Source organism: Leptospira koniambonensis (genome assembly GCF_004769555.1).
In the GTDB taxonomy this organism is placed as follows: domain Bacteria; phylum Spirochaetota; class Leptospiria; order Leptospirales; family Leptospiraceae; genus Leptospira_B; species Leptospira_B koniambonensis.
The window spans coordinates 349,854-374,522 of the sequence record NZ_RQFY01000006.1 but is presented as its reverse complement, the minus strand read 5'-3'; the positions used below and the strand labels follow the sequence as shown (position 1 = coordinate 374,522).

Here is a 24,669-nt window from a genome sequence, read left to right as displayed (position 1 = left end):
ACACCTATGCTAAATGCTAAGGTCGAGACCAAATGGTTCCAACTCTTTCTTGTATTGGGAATACTGATTAGAGTTGCGACTGGAATTTTGAATAGTGGATATCTCGCTTTAGATGATTATTACATTCTGTTCTTTTCGGTTCCCGCTCAATCAGAGTCATTATCTCTGATTAGCTCAGTACAAGCAGTTCCAGAAATACGTTCTTTACTTCCAGATTCAATTATTCGTTTATTCGCTACTACAGCTTATAAATTTGGATTCGATGATCCGTTATACCAAATTAAATTTGTGTTCTCCTGCTTGGGATTACTCTCCGGGATCTCGATCTGGATCGGTTATAAATTCCTAAAATATCTTTATCCAGAAGAAACAAATCCAAAAAATAACTATCAAGCCTGGGTTCCCTTATCAGGAACATTCTTACTTTCTCTTCATTTTTTAATGCCTTTGGTTTCCACAAGGGCTCTAATCGAATCCATGTCTGCACCTTTTCTTTTAGGAGCAGTATTCTCCGCTTCTATCTATTGGAAATCAGGCGAATGGAAACAATTAGGAATATCTTTAAGTCTTTTGGCAATTGCCTCTCTTTTTAGGTTTCAAGTCGGAGTTTGTGCATTTGCTTTATTCTCATTGGTCATATATAGATCTTGGAAAAGTAAATCTTTCAAAGATATTTATGCATTTTTAATATTCTCGGCCCTTTTAGCTTTGATCACAGGATTGCCAGATCTGATCTTTAGAGGAACATTTCATTCTTCCTTAAGATCTTATATCTCTTATAATCTGCAACATTCTGCTGAATACGGGACTTCTCCATGGTTTGCATATCTACCTGCAATACTTGGAGTTTCTCTTTTTCCGTTTTTGATAGGCAAATACAAAGGATTCGATTGGAAATCTGAATATTCCAAATTTGTTCCTGTTATCATATTCTCAGTACTGTTTTTGGTAGTCCATTCTGCGATCCCTCATAAGGAAGAAAGATTTTTACTCCCTATTCTCCCCCTATTGCTGATCTTGATCTCTCCTCTTTGTGCATATTGGAGAGGAATTGAAAAAGGAAGAATGTCCATAAGAAGACTTTCATTTCTAATCGTTAATTTTCTATTATTAGATCTTCTTTGTTTTTTCACTATCCAGAATAACACAATAGAACTTGTCCGTTATCTAAACTTTCATAAAGATATTAAAGAACTTTATGTTTATAGGGACTCTATCCCTCACCTTCCAGTATCCTACGCCTATAGAGATCCATTAGAAAGATATGAATACATCGAATCTTTGGACCAGAATATGCAGCCAAAGATCCAAAACTTTGATCCATTCAAATCCTGCTCTGCAGTTCTTGCTGTTCGAAAAGATTATGTGATGAATGGAGTGGATCCAGATCCGCCTTGGATCTTAGTAGGAAATTTTAGATCTTCTCCTTTAGAAGAATTGGCCGTGTTCATGAATCCAAATAAGAATAAAAGAAGAGCAAGTTTATATCTATACCAACTCCAATTGTGCAAGGAAAAATGAGACCTAAGATATCTGTATTGTTACCAACATACAACGAAGCCGAAAATATAGAAAAATGTATTTCAGGAGTATCTAAAACCTTTAACGGTTTAGAATATGAAATAATCGTAATAGATGATAATAGCCCCGACAAAACTTGGTCCGTGGTGGAAAACCTAAAAGATCAAAATCCTAAAGTAAAGCTGATCCGAAGAATGACTGAAAAAGGACTCTCTTCTGCAATTATAACTGGGATGAGCGCCGCAGAAGGTGAAAATTTTCTGGTCATGGATTCCGACCTACAACATGACGAATCTGTCCTGCCACAAATGTTAAAAAGTCTGGAAGAGGGTGCAGATGTTGCAGTGGGCACCAGATATGCCAATGGTGGTTCCACAGGAAAATGGAATTTTATACGTAAATTTTTAAGTGTGACGGCGAATGCTTTTACAAAATTTCTTCTTCCGATCAGGATCTCTGATCCTATGAGCGGATTTTTTGCGATCAAAAGAGAAGTGTTTTTTAAATACGGGTACAAGATCAATCCAATCGGTTTCAAGATCCTACTCGAGATCTTAGGCAGAGCAGAGAAAGGCTTAAATATTGCAGAGGTCCCATTCTATTTTCGCACAAGACTTCATGGAGAAACAAAAATCAATAATTCAATCGCCAGAAGTTTTTTAATGACTGTATTAGATCTACGTTTCGGCAAATGGATCTCTTCCACATTTTTATTATACTCTCTTGTAGGAATAAGCGGAGTAATAGTGAATCTTTTAGGTTTTATCTTATTCGAAAACTTAGGTGTAAAAGACCTGGAAACAGGTATCGGGATACTACCGATCTTTCCTAGCTCTGTATTTTTCGGAATAGAACTTTCTATTATCAGTAATTTTATACTGAACAATTACTTTACATTTTACGAAACTAGATACGAAAAATGGGCGGCGATCCGGGGATTTATCATATTCTCAGGAGTAAGCGCACTTGGGATTTTTGTGCAGTTGGGAATATTCCAACTACTATTTTATAAAATTTTACCTCGTTTAGGAATGTCTCAGAATTTCGAGTTAAGACTTTTATGCGACCTGGTCGCGATCTCGATCGCAATGTTTACGAATTATTTTCTGAATTCTAATCTGACTTGGGTGGATCGGGTAAAAAAGAGGCCTTAACATTTGTAGGAGCTCCGACAAAACATTTAAGTATGTTGTTAGAGATCCTACAATTCATTCAAAATCAATTTTTAATATTACGATACCAAAGCTGATTTATTTTCTTTTAGTAATGCTGTTACATCCTGAAGAGCTTCTCCAATAAGATCTTTCAAGGATGTATTCACATCTTTCACATAACCTTCTCTGATAGATACATCAAAAGAAGCGAGAGCATCTGCCATTGGTTTTGGAACTCCCGCTCCGACCAAAACTTTAGATAGTTCTTCAGCGGGAAGATCCACATAGGAAACGGATACACCCGTTAATTCAGAAGTGAATTTTGCAAGTTCTGCGTAGGTCCAAGCCTTTGGTCCGCTAATCTCCAAAATTTTATTTCCTGATTCTTGTGAAAGTAAAGCAGCTGCTGCTGCCTTAGCACAATCCGTTCTAGAAACATAGGCGCAGGAACCTTCTCCACCGGAACCGTAAATAGAGCCGCTCGCAACTGCATGCTGAAGTTTAGGAATTAGATAATCAGAATATAGATTATTACGAAGAATTGTGTATGCAAGCCCGCTTTGTTTGATCTTTTCTTCTGTGCCTTCGTGTTCAAAAGCGAATGTAACTGGAATTTCGTCAGCTTTCGTGAGAGAAGTATAAAGAATTCGTTTTGCTCCTACTTTAACTGCCGCATCGACTGCAGCGCTATGTTCAGGGATCCGATTTCCAATATTATCAGTGCTAATAATCAAGATCCTATCTGCACCCTGGAATGCTGTGACAAGACTTGCAGGATCATCAAAACTTGCCTTTCTTATAGTGACTCCTCTTTTGGCAAAGTTCTCTAAACTTTCTGGCTTACGAGTTGTAGCGATGATCTTGTTATGGCCTTTTTTTAATAATTCTTCTAGGACGATTTTCCCTAGATGTCCGGAAGCTCCGGTCACAAGTACTGTTTCGGAAATATTACTCATTTGGATCCTTAAACCTATTTTGGTCGGTTACGTTTGATTTATATTTTTAGACTACTTGAAACAATAAAAGTTACAAGTTAATTTTCTTAACTCTGTGTGCTCCGCGATCTCGGTGCGAAATTGTTTTTCTTTTTTGGTTCGCGCAAAGAACACTGAGGTCACAGAGGCTTTTCGCTGCGGAAAGGATACGAAGGGCGGTAGTCCGGCTTGCCGGATGAGCGCGAATGCGCGAACCCGTAGTAGCCTGTTCTCGCGAAGCGAGAGCCGCCCTAAACTTCTTCTAATAGATAAGGGCGAGTATATTCTCTTACGATCTCTACAACGAAACGTCCCCAAGATTTAGGATCTTCTTGGGAAATTTCAATCTGACGGATCTTAGGAAAATAAGCCTGAGGTTTAAATGCAGTGTGAGTCAGCTCCATGGCTCTTAGATAGTTATCCACTCGTTTTACTCGAACGAAGTTCAATAACTCGCCTTGGATCTTATCTTGGGGCATGTAACCGATAATGATGAGACGAGGGAATAATGACTTTTTGAGAAGATTGATGAAGTCTCCGAAACTATCCACACGATCTATAAATCCTTCGTAAGCACCGCCACCCAAGTTCATGATCTGAGTAACGATGTCCATCGTGAAGGAAACACCCTCAGCGGAAGTCATGTCGGAGATGATTACGATACCTTCGTCAGGTTGGAAAGTTTTGAATTCGCTAGTTGGTTTAAAATGACGTCTGAGTAATTTTGCAGTGGAGATATCTATCTCTGCTGCCTTCGGAACTAAAATTTTTCCGGATGAATCGGAGATAGGTTCTCTAGTAATAAGGTATCTTTTCTTGGCAGCGTTTTGGTTCATCACCCGGAAGGCTTTCACCTTCTCTTCTAGCTCGTCCAGAGTACAATACCCTATTTTTAAAACGTTTTCTCTCGCGCGTTTTTTGAGATCTATATCTTCCATACGAGTTTTCGGTGGCCCGGAGGAACCAGCTTAAACGAGGTTCCGAATTTCGCGAGAATTTACCGAGTATCCGGGGAGAGTATATAAAAAAAATCCGAGTCTGAAAAGCCCTCTTTTGGCTATGCAAAAAAACCGCTTGTCCCCGGAATGTGCGCTCCTTGAATGGGGAGGAATGCCCATTCTCCCCATTTTAACTCGCTTTAGGACCGGAATAAATGTTCAGCTTAGGAAGGGAATCCTGGCGCTATCCTGTCTAACCTTGGTTTCCTGCTTTTCTGTGGAATTTATCCAAGAAGGAAGCCAGAAAGAAACTGTACTCATTTCTCATAAGCCTGGCTGGGAACAAATAGAGATCCTGAAACATCCGCCCAAGCGTCGAAATTACAAAACTTATGGAAGAGTGATTGTTAGGAACTTCGGAGATGGAAGAATAGAAAAGTTCTATTACGAAAAAATTAAGAAAGAACTTTTTGATAGAGGTATGGACGGAATGTATCTAGCAAACGTAGGACTCGTTCCCGTTCCTCCTACAATTTTCCAAACAGGTACTACAGAAGGTTATACTACAAGTATGGCTGAGATCGCGAAGGACGCAAAAGTTATAGAAGGAGTGGCATTCCGTTACAGAGAAAGGGAAGAAGAATAATGGCAAGACGTTTAGACAGCGAGATCAAGGTTTTGCCTAACGGAGATTGGATCTTCCGAGAAGCTAAGATCGAACAAAAAGATATTCTGGAATATTTCCGTAAAAATTTGAGAGAAGCAGAAGACGGGATCTATATAGACAATCAATACGGAGAATTTTCAGAGAACGGATATTTGGAATTATTCGGTTACCCTTTAAACCTAATAAGAGTTTGGGAGAAGGATGGAGAATTTTATTTTTTAAGCGATTCGGGAGAAGAATTACCACTCTCCTCTTTACAGATCGCAGCAGATTCTGTAGGAGAATTATTTGCCCGCAAAAAGGATCATCTTTTTCTAAAATATAAGATCGCTAGAAATGTTTCTTCTACATTAAGCGAATATTTATCTGAATCTTCGCAAGGCCTCAAACTGGTTTTTTCAAATAGAGAAATCTCAATTTTGGAAACTGGAGAAAATCCAAATGTTTCTCTTCCTAAAGAATTCCAAAAATAGATCAGACCGATTTTCCGGATAATACCAATCTTCCTAATACTTTCCCAGAAGATAGATCATTCAAAGCAGAATCCGCTTCTCTTAAATTCCTGATCTGCACAGGAACAGGACGGATCTTTTTTTCAGACACAAGGTTCAGAAGTTCTTTTAGTTCACTTGGAGAACCTGTATAACTTCCACGAATTGTTAAACTTCTGAGAGAAAGAATTGGAGTGGGGATTTTTAACTCTCCACCAAAAAGCCCAACTCCAATCAGAGTCCCATTCTTTTTCAAAAGAGAAAACCCCAGGGTAGAAGTAGCGCTATTATTCACAAAATCGATAACTGCAGAAACTCCCAATGGACCTGAGATCTTTTTTACTTCAGATGCAGGATCAGGATGAGAAGAAGGAACAGTATAAAATCCAATCTCTTTTAGTTTTTCCAAACGAGATTCATCCAGATCTAAAAAGATCACTTTTGATTCTGTAAGAAGTGGAACTAGTTGAGAAGCAAACATACCAAGTCCGCCTGCTCCAATGATCACCAAAGAATCTGTTTTTTTGAGAGGAAGCGCTTTTTTCAAGGCTCCATAAGCCGTAAGTCCTGCGCATGCGTAAGAGCAAGCGTATTCAGGAGAAAGATCATAAATATCTAAAAGCCATTTTTCATCCGGGACCAAGATACGATCCGAATAACCGCCATCTTGGTAAATCCCCAAGGATTTAGGAGCAGAACAAAGTTGAGGATTTCCCGATCCACATTCTTCGCAAGAACCGCAACCAATCCAAGGATATACTAATTTTGTTTCTCCTACGGAAACAGAACGAACCTTAGATCCTACTTTTAAAACTTTTCCTACAACTTCATGACCAGGAGTCAGTGGGAGTTTAACTCCTCTATCTTTTACAAAAAGTTTTTCTTCTCCGCCAATCTTATAATAACCATCTCTTAAATGAAGGTCCGAATGACAAACCCCACAGGAAATCACTTCTAATAATACTTCAGAATCTTTTGGTTCTGGATCTTGTTTTTCTTCCCATTGTAAAGAGGATCCGAATTCTACTAATCTAACACTTTTCACTAACGTAAAACCTCTTTTCTTTTGAAAACACGATCCATTTCTTCTGAGATCATTTTTAGTCCTTCATCCGGAGCCTTGAGAAGATTTACCTTTGTAAAAAATCCATGAGTATAACCTTTGAATTCTTTGAATAGAACAGAAACTCCTGCTTCCTTTAATTTTTCTGCATATAGTTTTCCATCGTCTCGTAAAGGATCAATGTCAGCGATAAACACAATCGCAGGAGGAAGATCCTTCCAATCTTTTTGGTATAAAGGAGAAGCTAGGCGATCAGATCTTGTATGACGATTAGGAAGATATTGGTCAATAAACCATTCCATATCCTTTTTAGTAAGACCAGGACCTAATTCGAATTCTTTATAAGAATTTGTATCACAGATTGCTTCTGTAACTGGATAAATCAGGATTTGCAGATCGATTTTAGGACCTGATGTTTCTTTAGCTCTTAGAATGGTAGAAGCAGCTAAATTTCCTCCTGCACTATCACCAGCCACAACCAAAGGAAGATTTTTCCAAATATTTTCAGTCTGAGAAGAGATCCATTCCAAAGAAGAATATGCATCTTCTAATGGCAAAGGAAATGGAAACTCAGGAGCTAATCTATAATCTACTAAAGATACAATACTTGAGGTGATCTCTGCAAGTTTGCGAGCGAATGGATCGAAATCTTTTAATCTTCCAACCACCCATCCTCCACCATGAAAATATAAAATTTTGGATTTAGGTTCCGATTTTGGAATATAATTTTTTATGAATACGTTTCCATTTTTGGAAAGGATAGAGATGTCCTGGACTTCTCTCATGAGCGGACCTTCTCCCAAAAGTTCTCCGATCGCTGAATAACCGTCCCTTCTTTCCTGGATACTTCCTTGGGTAAAACCTGTGAGTCCCTTAGAGGAAATCAGCGTTGCGTATTCCAACATCTCCGGAGCAAATTCCATTCTTTTCTCCCTTTAATCAGTAAGGAAGAAAAGTATATTATGAAACTAGCGATTTGTCGTTCCAGTTTATAGATCGGGAAAGAATAAATGAGCTTAGAAGGAGGAGCGATTTGCTTCCATATAATAGTGGTTAGGAACCAAACCTTTTGGTCCTGAAAAATTCCTGGATTCAATGATCTCGAATCCTAATTTTTTATACAGACCTTGGGCGTTTGGATTCTCTTGAGAAACATCCAAAGAAATTTTATCGTAAGCTGGGTAAGTCGAAACAGCAAATTTCATTAACTTCTCCGCTATCCCCTGTCTTCTTTCTTTGGCCGGAACAGCGATATGGCCCAGGTATAATCTTCCGGATTTAGGAGGTTGGATCATTCCTTCCATACTCAATCCGCGGACCGCAACCTTAGGTGCTTTTAGTCCATAAATCCTGAAAATATTTCCAGCAGTAGCAGCATTTTGAAAGAAGAAGTTCTCAGAACGGAATATAACAATACTTCCTACTACCTCGCCCTTCTTCTCAGCCAAATAATGATTCTTATAGCTGAATGTATTCTTGGTTCCTTGGAAAGATTTGATCAGAAAATCCTGAGCAGAAATTTTCCCTTCATTGAACACATAGTCCCAAGCAGCAGGCCCGGAACTATAGATCAAGGGAACAGCGCTGACCGCATCTTCCGGCCTGGCAGGGCGAATTGTAATTTCGTTAGACATTCTTAGATTGCCGAGTTCAGCTCTTCTCTAAGGCGTTTTGCTTCTTCAAAATCAGGCTTCATTACAATTGCCTTATGCAGATACTGCAAAGATCTTTCTGGGCGATTCCAGATCTTGTAAAGTGTAGCCAGGTTAAAAAGAGAAATATGAGGTGCGTCGTTTAAAGTACAACGAAGTGATTTTTTCAGCCAAAAAACGGATTCTCTTTCTCTTCCCATACGAAGTAAAAGGATCCCGATCTCGTTGCAAGGATTCCCGTATTCAGAATTCACTTCTACTGAACGGTAGAAATAGTACAGGCCTTTTTGCCAATTGCTTCTTTGGTTTTCGATTAGACCCAGAAAAAAGTAGGTCTCATGGCTTTCGGTATCTTCTAAAGAGGATTTTAGTAGGAATTCCGCACGATCCAAATCGCCGGTTCTATAAAAAAATTTAGATGCTTCTAGCTTGTCTTCAGGCGTCAGGTTTTCCAATTATCTACCCGTTTTTATTTTTATTTTCGGACGCCTCTTGAATTAGCTTAATTCCGTTTTCCGTGTAGGACTTCCTTCTTTACATTTTCCCGAAGAAACTTGGAGATACTCTGAGCATCCAAACCATACTCGGCGAAAATTTCCTTTCTTTCCCCGTGGTGGATTACCTCGGAAGGGAACGCGAAAGTTTTAATAAAACGTCCCAAATACTCAGGAGAGATCCTGTTCAGAAGATATCCGGATGCCCCTCCGTCTAGATAACTCTCATCCAAGATCACAAAATGGCGAACATGAGAAAGTTCCTCATCTAAAGCCTCTTTACCCAAAGGACGAAGCCATACCAAGTCGATCAATGTGACTGAATATCCGTCTTGTTCTAGTAGGCTTGCAACCTTCTTGGCTTCTTCTAACATGGAGCCAATGGAAAGAAGAGCGATATCAGTTCCTCTTTGCAATACTCTAAAACTTCCAGGTTTTAGATCCTTCCCCGCTCCAAAATCTAAACCGGAAAGTTCCACACTCGCCTTAGGGAATCGGATCGCGATCGGAGACTTATCGTAATTCTCCATATATTTAAGTGAATCCACCAGATCCTGTCCTGAAGATGGTACAAACACATCCATATTCGGCAAGGATAGAAGGTAACTTAGATCGAATAATCCTTGGTGAGTCTCCCCGTCCGGACCAACACAACCAGCTCTATCGATCACGAATCGAACAGGAAGATTCATGAGAGAAACATCTTCCACTAACTGGTCCATCCCTCTGGTTAAGAAGGTAGAATAAATACACATATAAGGGATCACATCCCCATTAGTCATTGCTCCCGCAAAAGCAACTGAGTGTTGTTCCGCGATACCCACGTCGTACACATGGTCCGGGAATTTAGAAACATATTCCCCGAGTCCGGAACCTTCTATCATTGCTGGAGTGATTGCAGCAATTCTTGGATTTTTTTCGGTTAGATTGGAAAGCACCTTACCCACTATCTTAGAGTAAGAAATTTTAGAAGAATCGCCAGAATCCATGGCTCCATCTTCCTTGCGGAATGGAGTTACTCCGTGGTATTTGATTGGGTCCTTTTCGGCTGGAACGTAACCTTTTCCTTTTTGAGTGATCGTATGGAAAAGAACAGGCCCTTTCATTGTTTTGATCTTTCTGAGCATCTTAACTAGACGGATCACATCATGGCCATCTTCAGGTCCTATATAAATAAAGCCCAAATCCTCGAAAAGTCCACCTGGAGTGAAAACGTCTTTAAATCCTTTTTCTACCCTTTTGAAAAAACTCTCCATTGCAGGTCCAACGATCGGGAGCCATTTTAGGAAAGTGTAAAATATCCTTTTCCAGTTCAGATAAAAATGAGAGCTAATGATATTATTCAAGTAGTTGGAAATAGATCCGACGTTCTTGGAGATAGACATATAATTGTCGTTTAGAACAACCAATAGATCTTTTTTAAGATGTCCTGCATGGTTCATCGCCTCCAAGGCCATTCCAGTGGCGATGGATGCATCCCCAATAATTGCAGCGACTGAGTAATCTTTTCCGGTCAGATCCCGAGCTACAGCTTCTCCTAAGCCTTGCGAGATAGAAGTTCCTGCATGACCTGTATTATATAGATCATAAACTGATTCTTCTCTTTTAGGAAATCCAGAAAGTCCTTTGAATTTACGAACTGTAGAAAGTTTTTCTTTTCTACCTGTCAGGATCTTATGTGGGTATGTTTGATGTCCTACATCCCAGATCAGTCTGTCTTTAGGAGTATCGAAAACGTAATGTAAGGCAACTGTGAGTTCTACAACTCCCAGATTACTTGCGAAATGCCCTCCGATCCCGGAGAGAGTATCGATGATATAATTTCGGATCTCGGAACAGAGTTTAGGCAGTTCCTCGAGAGGCAATTTTCTGAGATCCGCCGGAAGGCGGATCCCGTTCAATAACGAATCTTCCTGTTGCATGTATTCCGTCTTTGACGGTCATCGGGACTGCTCTACTGAATGCAAAGGTCTCCTCAGAAGTTTTAGGTCTTCTTCGTTCACTAAGTCGATCAGTTCATAGATCCGGACAGGTTTGGTTTTACCCTTTACCTTAACTAGATCCAGTTCTCTGGCAATTATGCGGTCCTTGACCTTTTCGTATGTATATTCCGAAATAATAATATTTGTGGCATATTCCTTGTTGGATCCTTCCAGACGAGATCCCAGGTTAATGGTATCTCCCATACAAGTATAGTCCATCCGGTGAGAACTTCCCATATTTCCCACGACAGCAGGTCCGGAATTTAATCCAATACCAATGTCCATCACAGGAAGATCTCTTGCTTTCCATTCTTCCTTAAGGACTGCGAGTCTTCTCATCTGAGCGAGAGAAGCCGCGCAAGCGTAGTAAGCATGGTCTTCTAGAGGAACCGGAGCCCCCCAGAAAGCCATGATCGCATCCCCCATGTATTTATCAATCGTTCCCTTGAACTCGATAATGATCTCGGTCATTTCCGAAAGGTACTGATTTAGGAATTGGACCAGTTCTTCCGGGCCCATTTTTTCGGACATAGTAGTAAATCCGCGGATATCCGAGAAGAAAATGGTGATGTCCTTCTTGGATCCTCCTAAGTTTAGATTTTCCGGATTCTTAAGAAGTTCGTCCACAACGTCTTTGGAAACGAATTTGGAGAATGTGGTGCGAATATATTTTACGTTCTCTTCTTCTGTTAAGATCTTATAAACTATGATCCCCACGAATATGAAGAGCTGTTCTATGACTATCGTTGGAAACGCATAAATAAAGCTAAATGTCTCAAAACTGAAAACAACCGCAATTGTATACGTTAGTGCCATTACAATTACGAACAAAAATCCCCAAGAAGTTTTCATTCGAGGAAGTAACAGTCCCATAACAAAGGCCATTGCTAAGAAAATTAAAAAATTCCCGCCTAATGAGAGGTTAGAAAGAAAATCCTGATTTAGAATGGTATTAATCGCATGAGCGTGGTGTTCGATCCCGGACATATCTCCGAATGGAGATAAGTGAGTATCTTTTGCGGCTCCTCTTCCTGTTGCATAGAACATCGCTACGAGGAAGATATTATTGTTCAGCTGGGTAGCGGTGTCATTATCCCAGCCTTCTGAAACTTCGAAAAATTCAGTAGTATTATAGGAATAAACTCCGCCAGGAAAGTTAATTTCCATTTGGCCAAATTCATCTATCGGAATAGTGATAGATCTTTCTTCGTTTGGTTTTGCAAGAATGTCTTCCGTAACATTCTTAAGAGTTATTCTGTCGAAATGGGTAATAGTCTTTGGGGGAATATTTTTGATCTTAATATATTTCCCCATTACAACTTCTAGGTCTTTTTTGAGATCCACTCCGTAATAATTACAAGCGATCACTAGGTCGATAGATGCGTAATATTCATTCTCATTATTAGGACCAGAGCCGATAATTTTCGCAACCAATGGCATCTTACGATTTAAACCAGATTCATCTTTTTTGATATTCGCAAACCCAAGTCCGATTGATTTTTCAGCTATCGGCTCGATTGGACCTTGAGGAAATCTAAGCCAAGCGACCACTCCAGGATCTTCAACGTTCTCTATTTTATATTTTCTAAGGATATCTGTTCTTTTGTCTAAATTTTTGATCGCTTCCCGGCTTTCTAAACGAGTCTCCATAGGGTAGTCAAACATTACCCGAGGATTATGAGTGAGTGCCTTTGACATCAGTTCGGTTTGGCCCGGCTTATAGTCCAAAAAGAAAATATCGAACATCAGGTAATTTGTAGAAGATGCAAATTTATCTATTACCTTTGCATAATATTCCCAAGGAAGGGGCCAGACTCCTCCCAACTCTTCTAAGGTTTTTGTGTTAATTCCGATGATCTGAATATCTCTGCGAGCTTTCTCTGGAGGATTCATCCTAATCTGGGAAACTCTTCCCTTATCAGATTCGATCTCTTTCAGAGCTTCTTTATCGTCACCTTTAGGTCCGCGAAGAAGATTGAATCTCCAAGAAATGGAATCTTCTTCTAAATCGGAAAGAGGAGTAAAAGTAACGTACAGATCAAACCAAACTAAGGATACAATGATCGCTAACCAAAGACTTCCTGCTACCTGAGGATTTTTGGCAACCTTGGTGATGGTTTTATAAAATAAGTAAGAGGGTGCAAATAAGAAGAGAGCACCTAATAGAAGAAGTTGAAGCGAATAATCAGCTTCTGGAAAAAACGCATAATAAAAATGTGCCAGAATTCCGAAGGCTGTGGTAGCCCCGAAAATAATATCCACAACGGTAAATTTCTGGGCTGGTTTGGACTCGCTCATTCTTTCCTCCGATCCGGAAGATTCTCTCTACCGGGACGGTTTCGTCAATTTTCTTCCCAGTTCAGGAAAGAAAATATCGACTATTTCACGCAAGAAGCGCTAAGGCACGGAGGGTTTTAGGCAAAGTAATTCCTAAATAGGATACTTATTTGAGGCTCTTCGAGCCTAACTAATGTAGCGCACTTTTTCCACGCCAAGCCGCGAAGCTAAAAAGAGTCTTTTGTTTAACTAGTTTTGAAAATCTTCTCCTCTTAGCGCCTTTGCGTGAAAATTTAGAAATTTTACGAAATCGAAAGATCAAACTACGAAAGGAAAAAAATTCAAAACACCAAACTAATCCTTATTCTCTGGCTCCATGACTTTGCGTGTGCCGATTCTAATTCTTTCCTCTCAAAGAACCGGAAATAGATTGTGCGTATTCTTCCAATTTTTTTCTGCAAAGACTAGGATTAGAACCATTCTCTTCTATGATCCTTTGCACCGCGGAACCTATGATGATCCCGTCAGCATATTGCGAAATTTCTTTCGCCTGATCTGGGGCTGAGATCCCAAATCCTGCACTCACAGGAAGAGAAAAAACTTCCTTAGTAGTTTTAATCCTGTCTTCCAGATCTGCGGAGATAGATTTTCTTTCTCCAGTTACTCCATAAGAAGTTACGTAATAGATAAATCCGGATGCGAAATCACGAATCCCTTTCATACGATTTAAAGGAGTCGCAGGAGTTACCAAATGGATCAGATCCACTCCTCTTCTTTTTAGAGATTTGAATAATTCGTCAGTCTCAGGGGTATCATATGGAAGATCAGGAATGATCATACCTTGGATACCTGCGATCTTAGCTTCTTGAGCAAACTTTTCAAAACCATAATGAAAGATCGGATTAAAGTATGTTAGATACACAAGAGGCACATGAGGATGTAAAGAATGTATCTTCTCAGTAGTTTCCAAAATTGTTTCCATAGAGAATGGATTTGCAAGAGCACGTTTGAATGCTTTTTGGATTACCGGTCCATCTGCAACTGGATCTGAGAATGGGATCCCGAGTTCTAAAATATCAGCGCCACCTCTGATAAGAGCATCTGCCCAATCTACACATAGATCGTAGTTAGGATCTCCTAATGAAATATAAGGAATGAATGCGCTTTTAGAATCTGAAAAAACGCTCTTAATTGCGCTCAAATCAAATCTCCTTGAGAAAGACCAACAAGTCTTGCTACTTCTGCCACGTCCTTGTCCCCTCTTCCGGAAAGACAGATCAGAATGTCTTTTTTCTTTCCAAGTTCTTTTGCAAGATCCTTAGCAAATCGGAAAGCATGAGCAGTTTCTAATGCAGGTATGATACCTTCTACCCTACATACTTCCATAAATGCGTCCAAGGCTCCCTGATCGGAAACAGTTTCGTATTTTACTCTTCCTGAAGAATGTAAATAAGCGTGCTCAGGTCCTACACCAGGATAATCTAATCCAGCAGAAACAGAATGTGCAGGAACTACTTGTCCACCGTCGTCTTGGATAACCAAAGTTTTGGTCCCGTGTAAAAATCCAGTCTTACCATAAAGCATTGTGGCAGAATGTTCTCCGGGAGAAGATCCCCTTCCCCCAGCCTCTACTCCATACAGTTTTACTTTTTTATCATTTAGAAATGCATAATACATTCCCATAGCGTTGGAACCGCCGCCTACGCAGGCAACCACTGCATCTGGAAGTTTATCGTTTTCTTTTCTGAACTGCTTCTTGGATTCATCTCCCACAACTTTCTGGAAATCACGAACGATCGTTGGAAATGGATGAGGTCCGATCACAGAACCTACAATATAATGAGTATTAGAAACATTTAATGCCCAATCTCTCATTGCCTCAGAAGTCGCATCTTTTAAAGTTGCAGTCCCAGAAGAAACTCCAATCACTTTTGCGCCAAGCATCTGCATACGGATCGCATTCAGTTTTTGACGGCGGAGATCTTCTTCTCCCATAAATATAGCAGTTTCAAATTCGAATAATGCACCTACGGTTGCAGTTGCCACACCATGTTGGCCTGCACCAGTTTCTGCAATGATCCTACGTTTGCCCATTGCCTTCGCAATAAGAGCTTGGCCGATCGTATTATTGATCTTATGAGCGCCTGTATGATTTAGATCTTCACGCTTTAGCCAGATCTTAGCTCCACCCCAGGCCTTGGTCAGTTTCTCTGCGTATGTCAGAGGAGAAGGTCTTCCGATATAATTCCTTCTATAAAACTCCAAATCCTTTTGGAATTTTTTATCCTTACGGAGTTTATTGTAAGTATCTTCCAACTCGATCAATGCTTCGGTCAAAATTTCAGGGGAATATCTTCCTCCAAAATCTCCGAAGTAACCTTCTTTTTCAGTGAAGCTGCGTTCTTTAGCCATGACAGTTTTTGAAGGGATTAATCTCCCAACAACTCCTGGTATAATTCCTGACGTAGATTTTCTACTCTTGTATTCAGATCATCGAAATCTGTGAATTTGAAAGTTTCATCCTTATCGAGTTTACGATTATAGATGGAAATTTCTCCAGACTCGAAAAACTTTTTGCCAACAGTAATTCTGATCGGGAAACCGATCAGTTCTGAATCTTTGAACTTAAATCCAGGTCCGAGATCTCTTTCGTCCCAAAAAACCTCGAATCCTTCGTTCTTTAGATTTTCGTAAAATTCTAATGCTTTTGCATCTTGCTCTTCTCCCTTAGTGAGAGTCACAAGTCCGATCTCAAAAGGTGCAATACTGATTGGCCAGTAAATCCCTTTATCATCATTACATTGTTCTATAACTGTTGCCATGGTGCGATTTACACCAATACCATAACAGCCCATGGTAAGAGTTTTTGCCTTACCTTGCTGGTCTAACACTTGGATCTGGAAAGATTTGGTATATTTATCTCCAAGTTTGAAGATATGACCTACTTCTATTCCCTTCTCTGCTTTTAAAGTTTTTGCACAAGTAGGACAAGGATCCCCTTCTTTTGCTAAAGCCACATCTGCAGTTTCGTATGGAATCTTGATCTCGAAAGAAGGAATATATCCTTGGATATGAAAATCTTCTTTTCCTCCACCAACAATATAGGCTTCATCTTTTTGGATAGAAGAGTCTAAAATTACTTTAAACCCGGCGCCCACATCAGAAGGACCGATAAACCCAGGAACTAAATTAGAATTTTTTAATTCAGGTTCTGGGATCATATCCAGATCGGACCATTTTAAATAAGACTTAAGTTTATGCTCATTCAGCTCCAAGTCTCCGCGCAGGAATACGAGCAGTTTCTCTTTTCCATTATGAAAAGCGACTGCCTTAATAGTATCCTGAGGGCGGACATTTAAGAAAGAAGCAACATCTTCTATAGACTTTTTGCCTGGAGTCGCTACCTCCTTTTTGTCCTTAGGACCTTTAGGAGAATCCTCTGCCTTTGCGATAAAAGGAGTTTTTTCGCTATTAGAATTATAACCACAGTCTCCACAAAGAAGAAGTGTCTCTTCTCCAATTGGAGAAACTACCATAAATTCTTCGGAAGCAGAACCGCCCATTGTTCCAGAATCTGCTTGGACAGGAATCGTTTTCAAACCACAACGTTGGAAAATTTTGCGATACGCAGTTCTCATATCCTGGTAAGTAGCATCTAAAGAAGCCTCGTCCAAATGATAAGAATATGCATCTTTCATAATAAACTCTCTAGAACGGATCACTCCGAATCTAGGGCGGATCTCATCTCTGAACTTAGTGTGGATCTGATACACATTGATAGGCAGATCTTTGTATGATTTCAGTAGAGGTTTTACTAAATAAGAAAAAGATTCCTCATGAGTTGGGCCGAGTGCATACCATTGGTCATGACGATCTTTTACTCTCATCATCTCCGGACCCATTACACTCCATCTTCCTGATTGTTCCCAAAACTCGGAAGGTGTCATGATCGGAAGCTCAAATTCCAATGCACCGGTTGCGTCCATTTCTTCACGAACTATGTTTTCTATTTTTTTAAGGATACGTAACCCTAATGGCAGAAAGAAATAAAATCCAGAGCCTGATTTTCTGACCAGACCAGCTCGTATCATCAGCCTATGGGAAGCGACTACCGCATCCGAAGGATTTTCTTTTTCTGTAGGTACTAAATATTTAGATGCTCTCATGACTCTCGATTATCTTAAGAAATCGTGATAAGTCACATAGAGGCCTAAGGATAAAAGGAAGAAGAATCCTAATCTCAAAACCTGTTCTTGAACAGCCATCGGCAAAGGTCTACCGGCGATCGCCTCGTACGTGAAAAAAACGATATGTCCACCGTCGGCCACTGGAATCGGAAGTAAATTCATTATCATTAAAGCGATCGAAATAAATGCTACGAACTGAAAGTAAGAATAAAAACCATCTTCCAAAAACATTACAGACGCCTTCGCTAATCCAACTGGACCAGAAACGCTGTCCTTGACTTTCAATCTGCCTGAAAAGATCATCCCGAGTCCTCTCAGGTTATCGCTGATCATTTTTCCAACATCTTTGCCGGATTGTAAAAATGCCTCTCCGAAGGAAAGTTTTCGGTCCATACTTTCCTCTTTCACATGCATAGTCGAAACAAATCCCAGAAGCCCTATTTTATAAAAGCCAAGCTCTGCTTCCCAAATATCCCCTTTAGTTTCCAAACGAACTCGTTTGCCAACTTTCGATTCAACTTCCTTTCGAAATTCCTGAGGGTCTGTAATAGACTTTCCGTCTATTTTCAAATTCATTAATATTAGTTTGAATTTAGGATCATGGCTTTCTAAACTTCTTGAGTATTCAGGAATTTCGGGATACTTCAGATCTTTGATATTTTTCAACTCTATAACAAAAGCAGAAAGAGGACTCATTTCAACTTCAGTGTTTTCTCGAGTCCAAGGATTCAAAAGAGGGTAAGTTTTACGATCTACCAAAATTTTTACATTCTGGTTCTCGAATTTTCCCAAAGTTCTGATCAATTCTTCACGGGAATGTATTTCTATATTATTGATAGAAAGAATTCGATCCCCATCATTTAAATAATCTAAAGCTCTAGATTCTCTATATTCTTGGGCAGCTTTAATCTCATTTGCAGCGATTGTTTCGGGAGATAGTTTAGAATCGATAGAGGCAACTCTCTCTCTTTCCTTTCTATATTTCTCAGCTTCTCCACTCGGATCTAATAGAGAAATTTTTTTAGAAAACCAATGCTTCAGTTGAGCCGGGTATTCGAAAGTAGCCTCTACATGTCTTTCGCCTGCAAAATCAAATCCAATTCCTGGATCAGTAAAATGAAATTCTAATTCCTTTCCTTCTCGCTCAACCTTAAGCCTAATATCGTTTCCCTTTGCGAGACCCAATTCAGATAATAATTCGTATTTAGATTCTGTTTTAATACCGTTTACAGAAATTATTTTATCTCCGCTCCTAAGCCCAGCTTGGTAACCAGGTGCGCTGTATCTAGAAGGGTCTATATAAATTTTTGTTCCGGTTGGAGAATAACCAATCGCGTATAAACCGAAAATAATAAAAAATCCAAGGATCAAATTGAATAATGGTCCGCCGAAAACAGGGACCATTCTTTTAAGAGGAGGAGTGGATAAAAATTCTCCTTTCTCTCCTTTTAAGGCTCCGCTCTCGTCTCCTTTGAAAAGAACATAACCGCCTAACGGAATTCCAGTGACTTGAAAAGTGGTCTCGCCAATTTTCTTTTTCCAAATTCCTCTTCCATACCCGATGGAGAAGATCCTGGCCTTCACTCCTACGACCCAGCCCATGACCAAATGACCCAACTCATGAATAAAAATACAAAGGGCCAACATGAATACGATGCCAAGAATATCTGCTAACATAAATGCACTACCTTATCTTTAGAAAAATGAAAGGCCAATTCTCTGGCCTTTCTATCCGCTTCTTCATACCCTTCTAGATCATTCGGAAATGAATTCGGGATCTTTTCCAAAACATTTCGAATGAGAGAAGGTATCTCGGTAAAAAGAATTTTACCTTGTAAGAATAATTCCACAGCTACTTCGTTAGACGCATTAAAGATAGAAGGAGAATTACCTCCTGCTCTTCCGGCCTCGTATGCCAAAGCCAAACCCGGATATCTTTCCATATCAGGTTCTAAAAATTCCAAAGTTCCCCAAGAAGTAGCAGGATGAGATCTCAAAACCGCAGGAACTATTTTAGGATAATATAATGAATGCGCCACAGGAAAGATCATGTCTGGATAAGATGTATATACAAAACTTGCTCCGTCTTTTGTTTCGACTAAACCGTGAGCAATACTTTGAGGATGAATAACAACACCTATCTTATCATAAGAGAACCCAAAAAGAAAATGAGCCTCTATAACTTCTAATCCTTTATTGATCATTCCAGCAGAATCGATAGTTATCTTAGGGCCCATATTCCAAGTAGGATGTTTGAGAGCCTGCTCAATCGTTACTTTTGGAAGATCCTCTACAGGAAGTTTACGAAAAGGTCCACCAGAAGCAGTCAGGACTATTCTTTCTAACGAGTCCTTTCTCATATTTTCCAAAAGTTGGAAGAGTGCATTATGTTCTGAGTCTACAGGAACAAGAGATGATTTAGAATTTTCTAATAAACTTTTGATATAAGGTCCGCAACTTACCAGGGTTTCCTTGTTTGCGATCCCAATCTTTTTACCTGCGCGGATTGCTGCAATAGTAGGACGGATCCCGCTTGCGCCTACAACTGCGGTGACAACGGTTTCTATCTCAGGAGCTGAAACGATCTCTTCTAAACTTTTGGGACCATATAGTATATTTGTATTTCCGATCTTATTTCCGAGTACGGTTCGATCTGCAGTCTCCGAACTAATACATAGAACATCCGGTTGGAATTCCTTCGCGATAGATTCCGCTTTTTGTAAATTGGAATGTACGCTAAAAGATATTAACCGAAACTCTTCCGGAAATTGGCGGAGTATTTTGAGAGTGGACTCTCCTACCGATCCGGAGGCACCCAGTATAGAGACGCCTCTTTTCATATTGTTAGTTAGACCGGAAATCCCAGAGCGACCTTGATCTGAAGATAAAAATAAAGAATAGGAACTGTTAAAAGTAAAGCATCTGCCCTATCCAAAATTCCACCATGGCCTGGGATCAAATTCCCAGAATCTTTTACCTTAGCGTCCCTTTTCATTGCAGATTCCAAAAGGTCTCCGATGATACCAACGAAAGATAAAATTAAAGAAGTTAAAAATACTTCTGCGCCTGAAACTAAAGGTGCTACTCCTGTACTTCTTTCCCATAGAATATTTAAAAGGAAAACAGAACCGATCGCAACTACGATCCCGGAAGCATAACCTTCCCAGGTCTTTTTAGGAGAAATTGCAAGTCCTGCAGGATTTCTTCCGAACCAACGTCCTCCGAAATATCCTCCCACATCAGTCATAAATGTGGCAACGGAAACTAAGAACACATAATAGATACCTTGGTTCATTCCCAAAAGAAGAAGTAAATGTCCAAGCGGAAGTGCCGCGTAAACCACTCCTAAAATTGTGGAACTTACTGAAAAGATCGCTCCATCCAGAGGCCTTCTCAAAATTTGAAGAAGGAAACTGAATAAGAAAAGTAATACAAAGGAGAAGGTCACCGCGTCAAAACTTGGCACAAACAGTTTAAAATGTGTTTGGAAGAATATAGGCGGCTCGAATTTATTCTGAGAAGCAACAAATCTAAAATAATAAATTAATAATATTATAATAAAGAAGAATATTCCAGTTCCTTTGAAAGGTCTTCCGTCCTGGCCTCTATCAGAAAGCCTATAAAATTCTGTCAGACCTATTACTCCTGCTACCAGAAGTATTACCAGGGTTTGTAAATAATAGAAATCCCTGTAAAAGATCATGAACAGGTAGAGGGCTACGAGCACAGCCGCGGAAAGGATCCTTTTTGTAGTTTCACCCATTCTCTAAACCTCCGAATTTTCGGGTCCTTCCCCGGAACCAATCCAGCGCTTCTCTCAGATCCTTGTCTCCGAATTCAGGCCAAAGATTTTCAGTAAAAAAAAGCTCTGCATAAGCAGATTGCCATAGAAGGAAATTGGATAATCTCCTCTCCCCAGCAGTTCTAATCAATAAATCTACTGCCGGAAGGGGGTACGTATACAAATATTTTTCGAGTTCTTTTGTGCTGATCGGTTTTTGGATGGAGATGGACTTCTTCTTTCTTTCTTCCGCTAATCTGGAAAACGCGCTTAAAATCTCTTCCTGTGACCCGTAATTTAAACAAAAGTTCACAGTTAATTTGCGGTTTTTGCGGGTGATCTCCGCCGCATGATCGATTTTAGATAAAACCAAAGAGCTTAGCTTTTTTCTAGAACCTGAATGTAATATTCTGACACCTTTAGCATTGATCTTATCCAGACGGGAATCTATAAATTCCACTAGTAGATTAAATATGGATCTGATCTCTGTGATCGGACGTTTCCAGTTTTCAGTGGAGAATGCGTATAGAGAAACTACTTCTAAACCTAAAGAAAGACTAGAGTCCATGAGACGATCAATTGCGTCTGCACCTGCTCTATGTCCTTCTGATCTGGAAAGTCCTTTAGATGTCGCCCATCTTCCGTTCCCGTCCATGATGACGGCCACGTGACGGGGGATTTTTTTTTTGGAAGAAGCCAAGCTTAGACCGTAGTGATTTCCTTCTCTTTTTCAGCGGTAATTGCGGAAACTTTATCAATATAAGAATCCGTAATTTTTTGCACCTGGTCTTGTAGAGTTTTTAATTCGTCTTGGGAAATTCCTTCGGAATGTTTTTTAAGATCTTCCATAGCATCACGGCGGATGTTTCTAACAGCGACCTTCTTCTCTTCCGATTTGGATTTTACCACTTTTGCCAATTCTTTACGTCTTTCTCCCGTAAGCTCTGGGATAATGATACGAATTACAACCCCGTCGTTCGTAGGTTGTAGTCCTAGTCCAGAAGCTTGGATTGCCTTTTCGATATCTTTCATAGTTCCCTTATCATAAGGAGAAACTACCAGAAGTCTAGGCTCAGGAGCGGAGATATTTCCCAATTGATTGATGGGAGTAGGAGTCCCGTAGTATTCCACTCTAAGATCTTCGATCAATGCAGGGTTTGCCCTGCCTGTCCGGACTCCCGCGAAATCCTTTTTCAGGAGTTCTACGGTTTTATCCATTTTGGACTTCATTGCGTTGATTACTTCTTCATTCGCCATCGATCCGAATATCCTCCGAGTTAGAGATCAGGGTACCTATTTTTTTGTCCCCGAGAACCAAATCTTTTAAATTGCCCCTCTTAAAAATGTCAAATACGATTATTGACATATTGTTTTCCATGCAGAGGCTGAGGGCTGTAGAATCCATAACTTTCAATCTACGTTTGATGGATTCCATAAAGGAGATATGAGTATATCTTTTAGCGCTTGGATCTTTTTTAGGATCCGCTTCGTAAACCCCGTCCACCTTAGTGGCTTTTAGGATCACTTCGCACCCTACTTCTACGGCTCTTAAACTTGCTGCAGTATCAGTAGTAAAATAAGGGTTACCTATTCCACCTGCAAATATTACGATCCTTTTCTTTTCCAAGTGTCGGACCGCTCTGCGGCGGATATAACTTTCTGCGATTGAATGAATATCGATTGCTGATTGAACTCTAGTATAGAGTCCTTTTTTCTCGCAGGCATCTTGAAGTGCCAATGCGTTTTGGATGGTAGCAAGCATCCCCATATAATCTGCGGTTGCTTGGTCCATTCCGACCTTAGCGAGATTTGCTCCTCGGATCAGGTTTCCCCCTCCGACTACCAGAGCAATCTCTACTCCTAAAGAATGAACTTCTTTGATCTCTTCTGCGAGTGAATGGGCTTTATTACTATCAATCCCAAACTCTCCCTCTCCGGCAAGTGCCTCACCGGAGAGTTTTATTAAGATCCGCTTATACTTAGAAGTTTCTTCCGCCAAGGTTTACGCGCCGCCTACCTGGAAACGAGCAAAACGAGCTACGATGATATTTTCACCGAATTTCGCGATGGATTCCTTAACCAGATCGTCAACGGTCTTAGTGTTATCCTTGATGAAGGCTTGGTTCAAAAGGCATACTTCGGAGTAATACTTTTTGATCTTTCCCGGAATGATCTTTTCGATCTGTTCTGGTTTTTTACCTTCTTCTTTTAATTGAGCTTCCAAAACCTTAGTTTCACGCTCGATATCTTCTGCAGGAACTTGTTCTTCGCTTACGTATAGAGGAGCCATAGCTGCGATTTGCAGACAGATCTCTTTTCCGAGAGCTTCGAAAGCCTCGTTACGTGCAACGAAGTCAGTTTCAGAGTTGAGCTCGAGTAGAACTCCGATCTTTCCGTCTCCGTGGATATAGGAAATATTTCTTCCTTCTTTAGTTACGCGTCCTGCTTTTTTAGAAGCCTTCGCGATCCCTTTTTCACGCAACCAGTCTGCAGATTTGTCTAGATCGTTATTATTCTCTGTAAGAGCTTTTTTACAATCCATCAATCCCGCACCGGTGCGGTCTCTTAATTCCTTAATAAGGTCGGTAGTAGATGCTGACATTCTTCCCTCTTACTCGGCTTTGTCGATTTCAATAGCTGCAGGAGCTTCTGGAGCTGGAGTAGCATTAGGATCTTCTTTCTTAGCTCCGACTGGATCCTCGTCCATAATGAACTTACCACTTTCGTCGTATTCACCTTGGTATTCCAGAGCAAGAGCTTCTGAATCCAGATCTTCGCTGAAGCGAGGCTGTTCAACAACTCCACCTGTTCCTTCAATCACCGCGTTAGACATGGTTTCGAGGAATAAGGAGATCGCACGGATCGCATCATCATTACCTGGGATTGGATAGTCGATCAATTCAGGATCACAGTTAGTATCAACCACTGCGAAAATTTTTAGACCAAGTTTACGAGCTTCTTTAACTGCGATCTCTTCTTTTTTAGGATCGATCACGAAAAGGACTTCAGGAATGCTATTCATGTCCTTGATCCCGCCCAGAGTTTTGCGGAGTTTATCTAATTCTCTACGAAGAGATAGAATTTCTTTTTTAGTTTTAACTTCTTTTTCGAAGCTGTTATCCGCTTCCATTCCCTCTAGTTTTTTCAAACGAGCGATGGATTTTTTAACTGTATTCCAGTTAGTTAAAAGTCCGCCCGGCCAGCGGTTATTGATGAAGAACATGCTACAACGGATTGCTTCTCTTTCGATCGCACCTCTCGCTTGTTTTTTAGTTCCAACGAATAGGACTTTTTTTCCTTCGGAAGTTACCTTCTTCAATGCGTCGTAAGCTTCTTTAGCTTTTTGAACCGTCTTTTGAAGGTCGATGATATGAATCCCGTTTCTTGCTGTGAAGACATAGGGAGCCATTTTCGGATTCCATTTTCTAGTCTGGTGACCGAAGTGAACTCCGGTTTCCAGAAGGTTTTTCATGGAAATTACTGACATG

23 protein-coding genes are annotated in these 24,669 nt (G+C 40.2%); 4 read left to right on the top strand and 19 right to left on the bottom strand.

All coding sequences use genetic code 11. The features are described 5' to 3' along the window. The first annotated feature begins 6 nt into the window (after positions 1–6). Positions 7–1,521 carry a glycosyltransferase family protein gene (locus EHQ52_RS15195; protein WP_135616023.1) on the top strand — a complete coding sequence of 505 codons (1,515 nt, stop codon included), beginning with the start codon at positions 7–9 and terminating at the stop codon, positions 1,519–1,521. Continuing rightward, positions 1,518–2,675, top strand: a complete 1,158-nt coding sequence (locus tag EHQ52_RS15190) for a glycosyltransferase (RefSeq protein WP_135616022.1) — start codon at positions 1,518–1,520, stop codon at positions 2,673–2,675. Before EHQ52_RS15195 ends, EHQ52_RS15190 begins: the two co-directional genes overlap by 4 nt. 77 nt (positions 2,676–2,752) lie before the next feature. Here the strand turns inward: EHQ52_RS15190 and EHQ52_RS15185 are convergent, their stop codons facing one another. Further along, positions 2,753–3,631 (bottom strand): SDR family oxidoreductase, encoded by an 879-nt coding sequence (locus tag EHQ52_RS15185; protein ID WP_135616021.1) that lies wholly within the window; start codon positions 3,629–3,631, stop codon positions 2,753–2,755. A gap of 269 nt (positions 3,632–3,900) precedes the next feature. Further along, positions 3,901–4,587, bottom strand: a complete 687-nt coding sequence (locus EHQ52_RS15180) for a hypothetical protein (RefSeq protein WP_008592254.1) — start codon at positions 4,585–4,587, stop codon at positions 3,901–3,903. Between the two features lie 277 nt (positions 4,588–4,864). Here EHQ52_RS15180 and EHQ52_RS15175 point away from each other — a divergent pair, with 277 nt between their 5' ends. Both EHQ52_RS15175 and EHQ52_RS15170 read left to right on the top strand, forming a co-directional pair. Continuing rightward, positions 4,865–5,233, top strand: coding sequence for a hypothetical protein (locus tag EHQ52_RS15175; RefSeq protein WP_244244915.1), 369 nt, complete (start codon positions 4,865–4,867; stop codon positions 5,231–5,233). After that, the gene (locus EHQ52_RS15170; RefSeq protein WP_135616019.1) at positions 5,233–5,727 is read left to right on the top strand and encodes a hypothetical protein; all 495 of its coding nucleotides are present in this window, start codon (positions 5,233–5,235) and stop codon (positions 5,725–5,727) included. The genes EHQ52_RS15175 and EHQ52_RS15170 overlap by 1 nt, the downstream gene beginning before the upstream one ends. A gap of 1 nt (position 5,728) precedes the next feature. Here EHQ52_RS15170 and EHQ52_RS15165 read toward each other — a convergent pair whose 3' ends face one another. The 17 genes from EHQ52_RS15165 to rpsB form a co-directional block, all read right to left on the bottom strand. Next, a complete protein-coding gene (locus EHQ52_RS15165; RefSeq protein ID WP_135616018.1) occupies positions 5,729–6,790 on the bottom strand; it encodes an alcohol dehydrogenase in 1,062 nt (353 codons plus the stop codon). After that, positions 6,790–7,731: an alpha/beta hydrolase gene (locus EHQ52_RS15160; protein WP_135616017.1), complete on the bottom strand. Its 942-nt coding sequence runs from the start codon at positions 7,729–7,731 to the stop codon at positions 6,790–6,792. Before EHQ52_RS15160 ends, EHQ52_RS15165 begins: the two co-directional genes overlap by 1 nt. 93 nt (positions 7,732–7,824) lie before the next feature. Beyond that, positions 7,825–8,442, bottom strand: coding sequence for a GNAT family N-acetyltransferase (locus tag EHQ52_RS15155; RefSeq protein WP_135616016.1), 618 nt, complete (start codon positions 8,440–8,442; stop codon positions 7,825–7,827). Between the two features lie 2 nt (positions 8,443–8,444). Beyond that, a complete protein-coding gene (locus tag EHQ52_RS15150) occupies positions 8,445–8,915 on the bottom strand; it encodes a tetratricopeptide repeat protein (protein WP_100709411.1) in 471 nt (156 codons plus the stop codon). Between the two features lie 47 nt (positions 8,916–8,962). Then, complete coding sequence (gene dxs / locus EHQ52_RS15145; protein WP_135616015.1) at positions 8,963–10,876, bottom strand: 1-deoxy-D-xylulose-5-phosphate synthase; 1,914 nt, start codon at positions 10,874–10,876, stop codon at positions 8,963–8,965. Positions 10,877–10,894: 18 nt separating this feature from the next. Next, a complete protein-coding gene (locus tag EHQ52_RS15140; protein WP_135616014.1) occupies positions 10,895–13,234 on the bottom strand; it encodes an adenylate/guanylate cyclase domain-containing protein in 2,340 nt (779 codons plus the stop codon). 376 nt (positions 13,235–13,610) lie between these two features. Next, positions 13,611–14,414: a tryptophan synthase subunit alpha gene (gene trpA, locus EHQ52_RS15135; protein WP_135616013.1), complete on the bottom strand. Its 804-nt coding sequence runs from the start codon at positions 14,412–14,414 to the stop codon at positions 13,611–13,613. Next, positions 14,411–15,625: a tryptophan synthase subunit beta gene (trpB, locus tag EHQ52_RS15130; RefSeq protein ID WP_135616012.1), complete on the bottom strand. Its 1,215-nt coding sequence runs from the start codon at positions 15,623–15,625 to the stop codon at positions 14,411–14,413. Before trpB ends, trpA begins: the two co-directional genes overlap by 4 nt. 17 nt (positions 15,626–15,642) lie before the next feature. Then, positions 15,643–17,379 carry a proline--tRNA ligase gene (locus EHQ52_RS15125; protein ID WP_135616011.1) on the bottom strand — a complete coding sequence of 579 codons (1,737 nt, stop codon included), beginning with the start codon at positions 17,377–17,379 and terminating at the stop codon, positions 15,643–15,645. A gap of 9 nt (positions 17,380–17,388) precedes the next feature. Continuing rightward, positions 17,389–19,077, bottom strand: a complete 1,689-nt coding sequence (locus EHQ52_RS15120; RefSeq protein ID WP_135616010.1) for a site-2 protease family protein — start codon at positions 19,075–19,077, stop codon at positions 17,389–17,391. After that, complete coding sequence (dxr, locus tag EHQ52_RS15115) at positions 19,071–20,240, bottom strand: 1-deoxy-D-xylulose-5-phosphate reductoisomerase (protein WP_135616009.1); 1,170 nt, start codon at positions 20,238–20,240, stop codon at positions 19,071–19,073. Before dxr ends, EHQ52_RS15120 begins: the two co-directional genes overlap by 7 nt. A gap of 8 nt (positions 20,241–20,248) precedes the next feature. Continuing rightward, positions 20,249–21,163 carry a phosphatidate cytidylyltransferase gene (locus EHQ52_RS15110; protein ID WP_100709403.1) on the bottom strand — a complete coding sequence of 305 codons (915 nt, stop codon included), beginning with the start codon at positions 21,161–21,163 and terminating at the stop codon, positions 20,249–20,251. Further along, positions 21,156–21,881: an isoprenyl transferase gene (locus tag EHQ52_RS15105; protein WP_135616008.1), complete on the bottom strand. Its 726-nt coding sequence runs from the start codon at positions 21,879–21,881 to the stop codon at positions 21,156–21,158. Before EHQ52_RS15105 ends, EHQ52_RS15110 begins: the two co-directional genes overlap by 8 nt. 2 nt (positions 21,882–21,883) lie before the next feature. After that, positions 21,884–22,438 carry a ribosome recycling factor gene (frr, locus tag EHQ52_RS15100; RefSeq protein ID WP_100707850.1) on the bottom strand — a complete coding sequence of 185 codons (555 nt, stop codon included), beginning with the start codon at positions 22,436–22,438 and terminating at the stop codon, positions 21,884–21,886. Then, on the bottom strand, positions 22,428–23,180 hold the full coding sequence (gene pyrH, locus EHQ52_RS15095; protein ID WP_008592152.1) for a UMP kinase: 753 nt from the start codon (positions 23,178–23,180) through the stop codon (positions 22,428–22,430). Before pyrH ends, frr begins: the two co-directional genes overlap by 11 nt. Before the next feature lie 3 nt (positions 23,181–23,183). Continuing rightward, positions 23,184–23,783 carry a translation elongation factor Ts gene (gene tsf, locus EHQ52_RS15090; RefSeq protein WP_135616007.1) on the bottom strand — a complete coding sequence of 200 codons (600 nt, stop codon included), beginning with the start codon at positions 23,781–23,783 and terminating at the stop codon, positions 23,184–23,186. A gap of 9 nt (positions 23,784–23,792) precedes the next feature. Beyond that, entirely contained in the window at positions 23,793–24,668 is an 876-nt protein-coding gene (rpsB, locus tag EHQ52_RS15085; protein WP_135616006.1) for a 30S ribosomal protein S2, read from the bottom strand. Position 24,669: the final 1 nt, after the last annotated feature.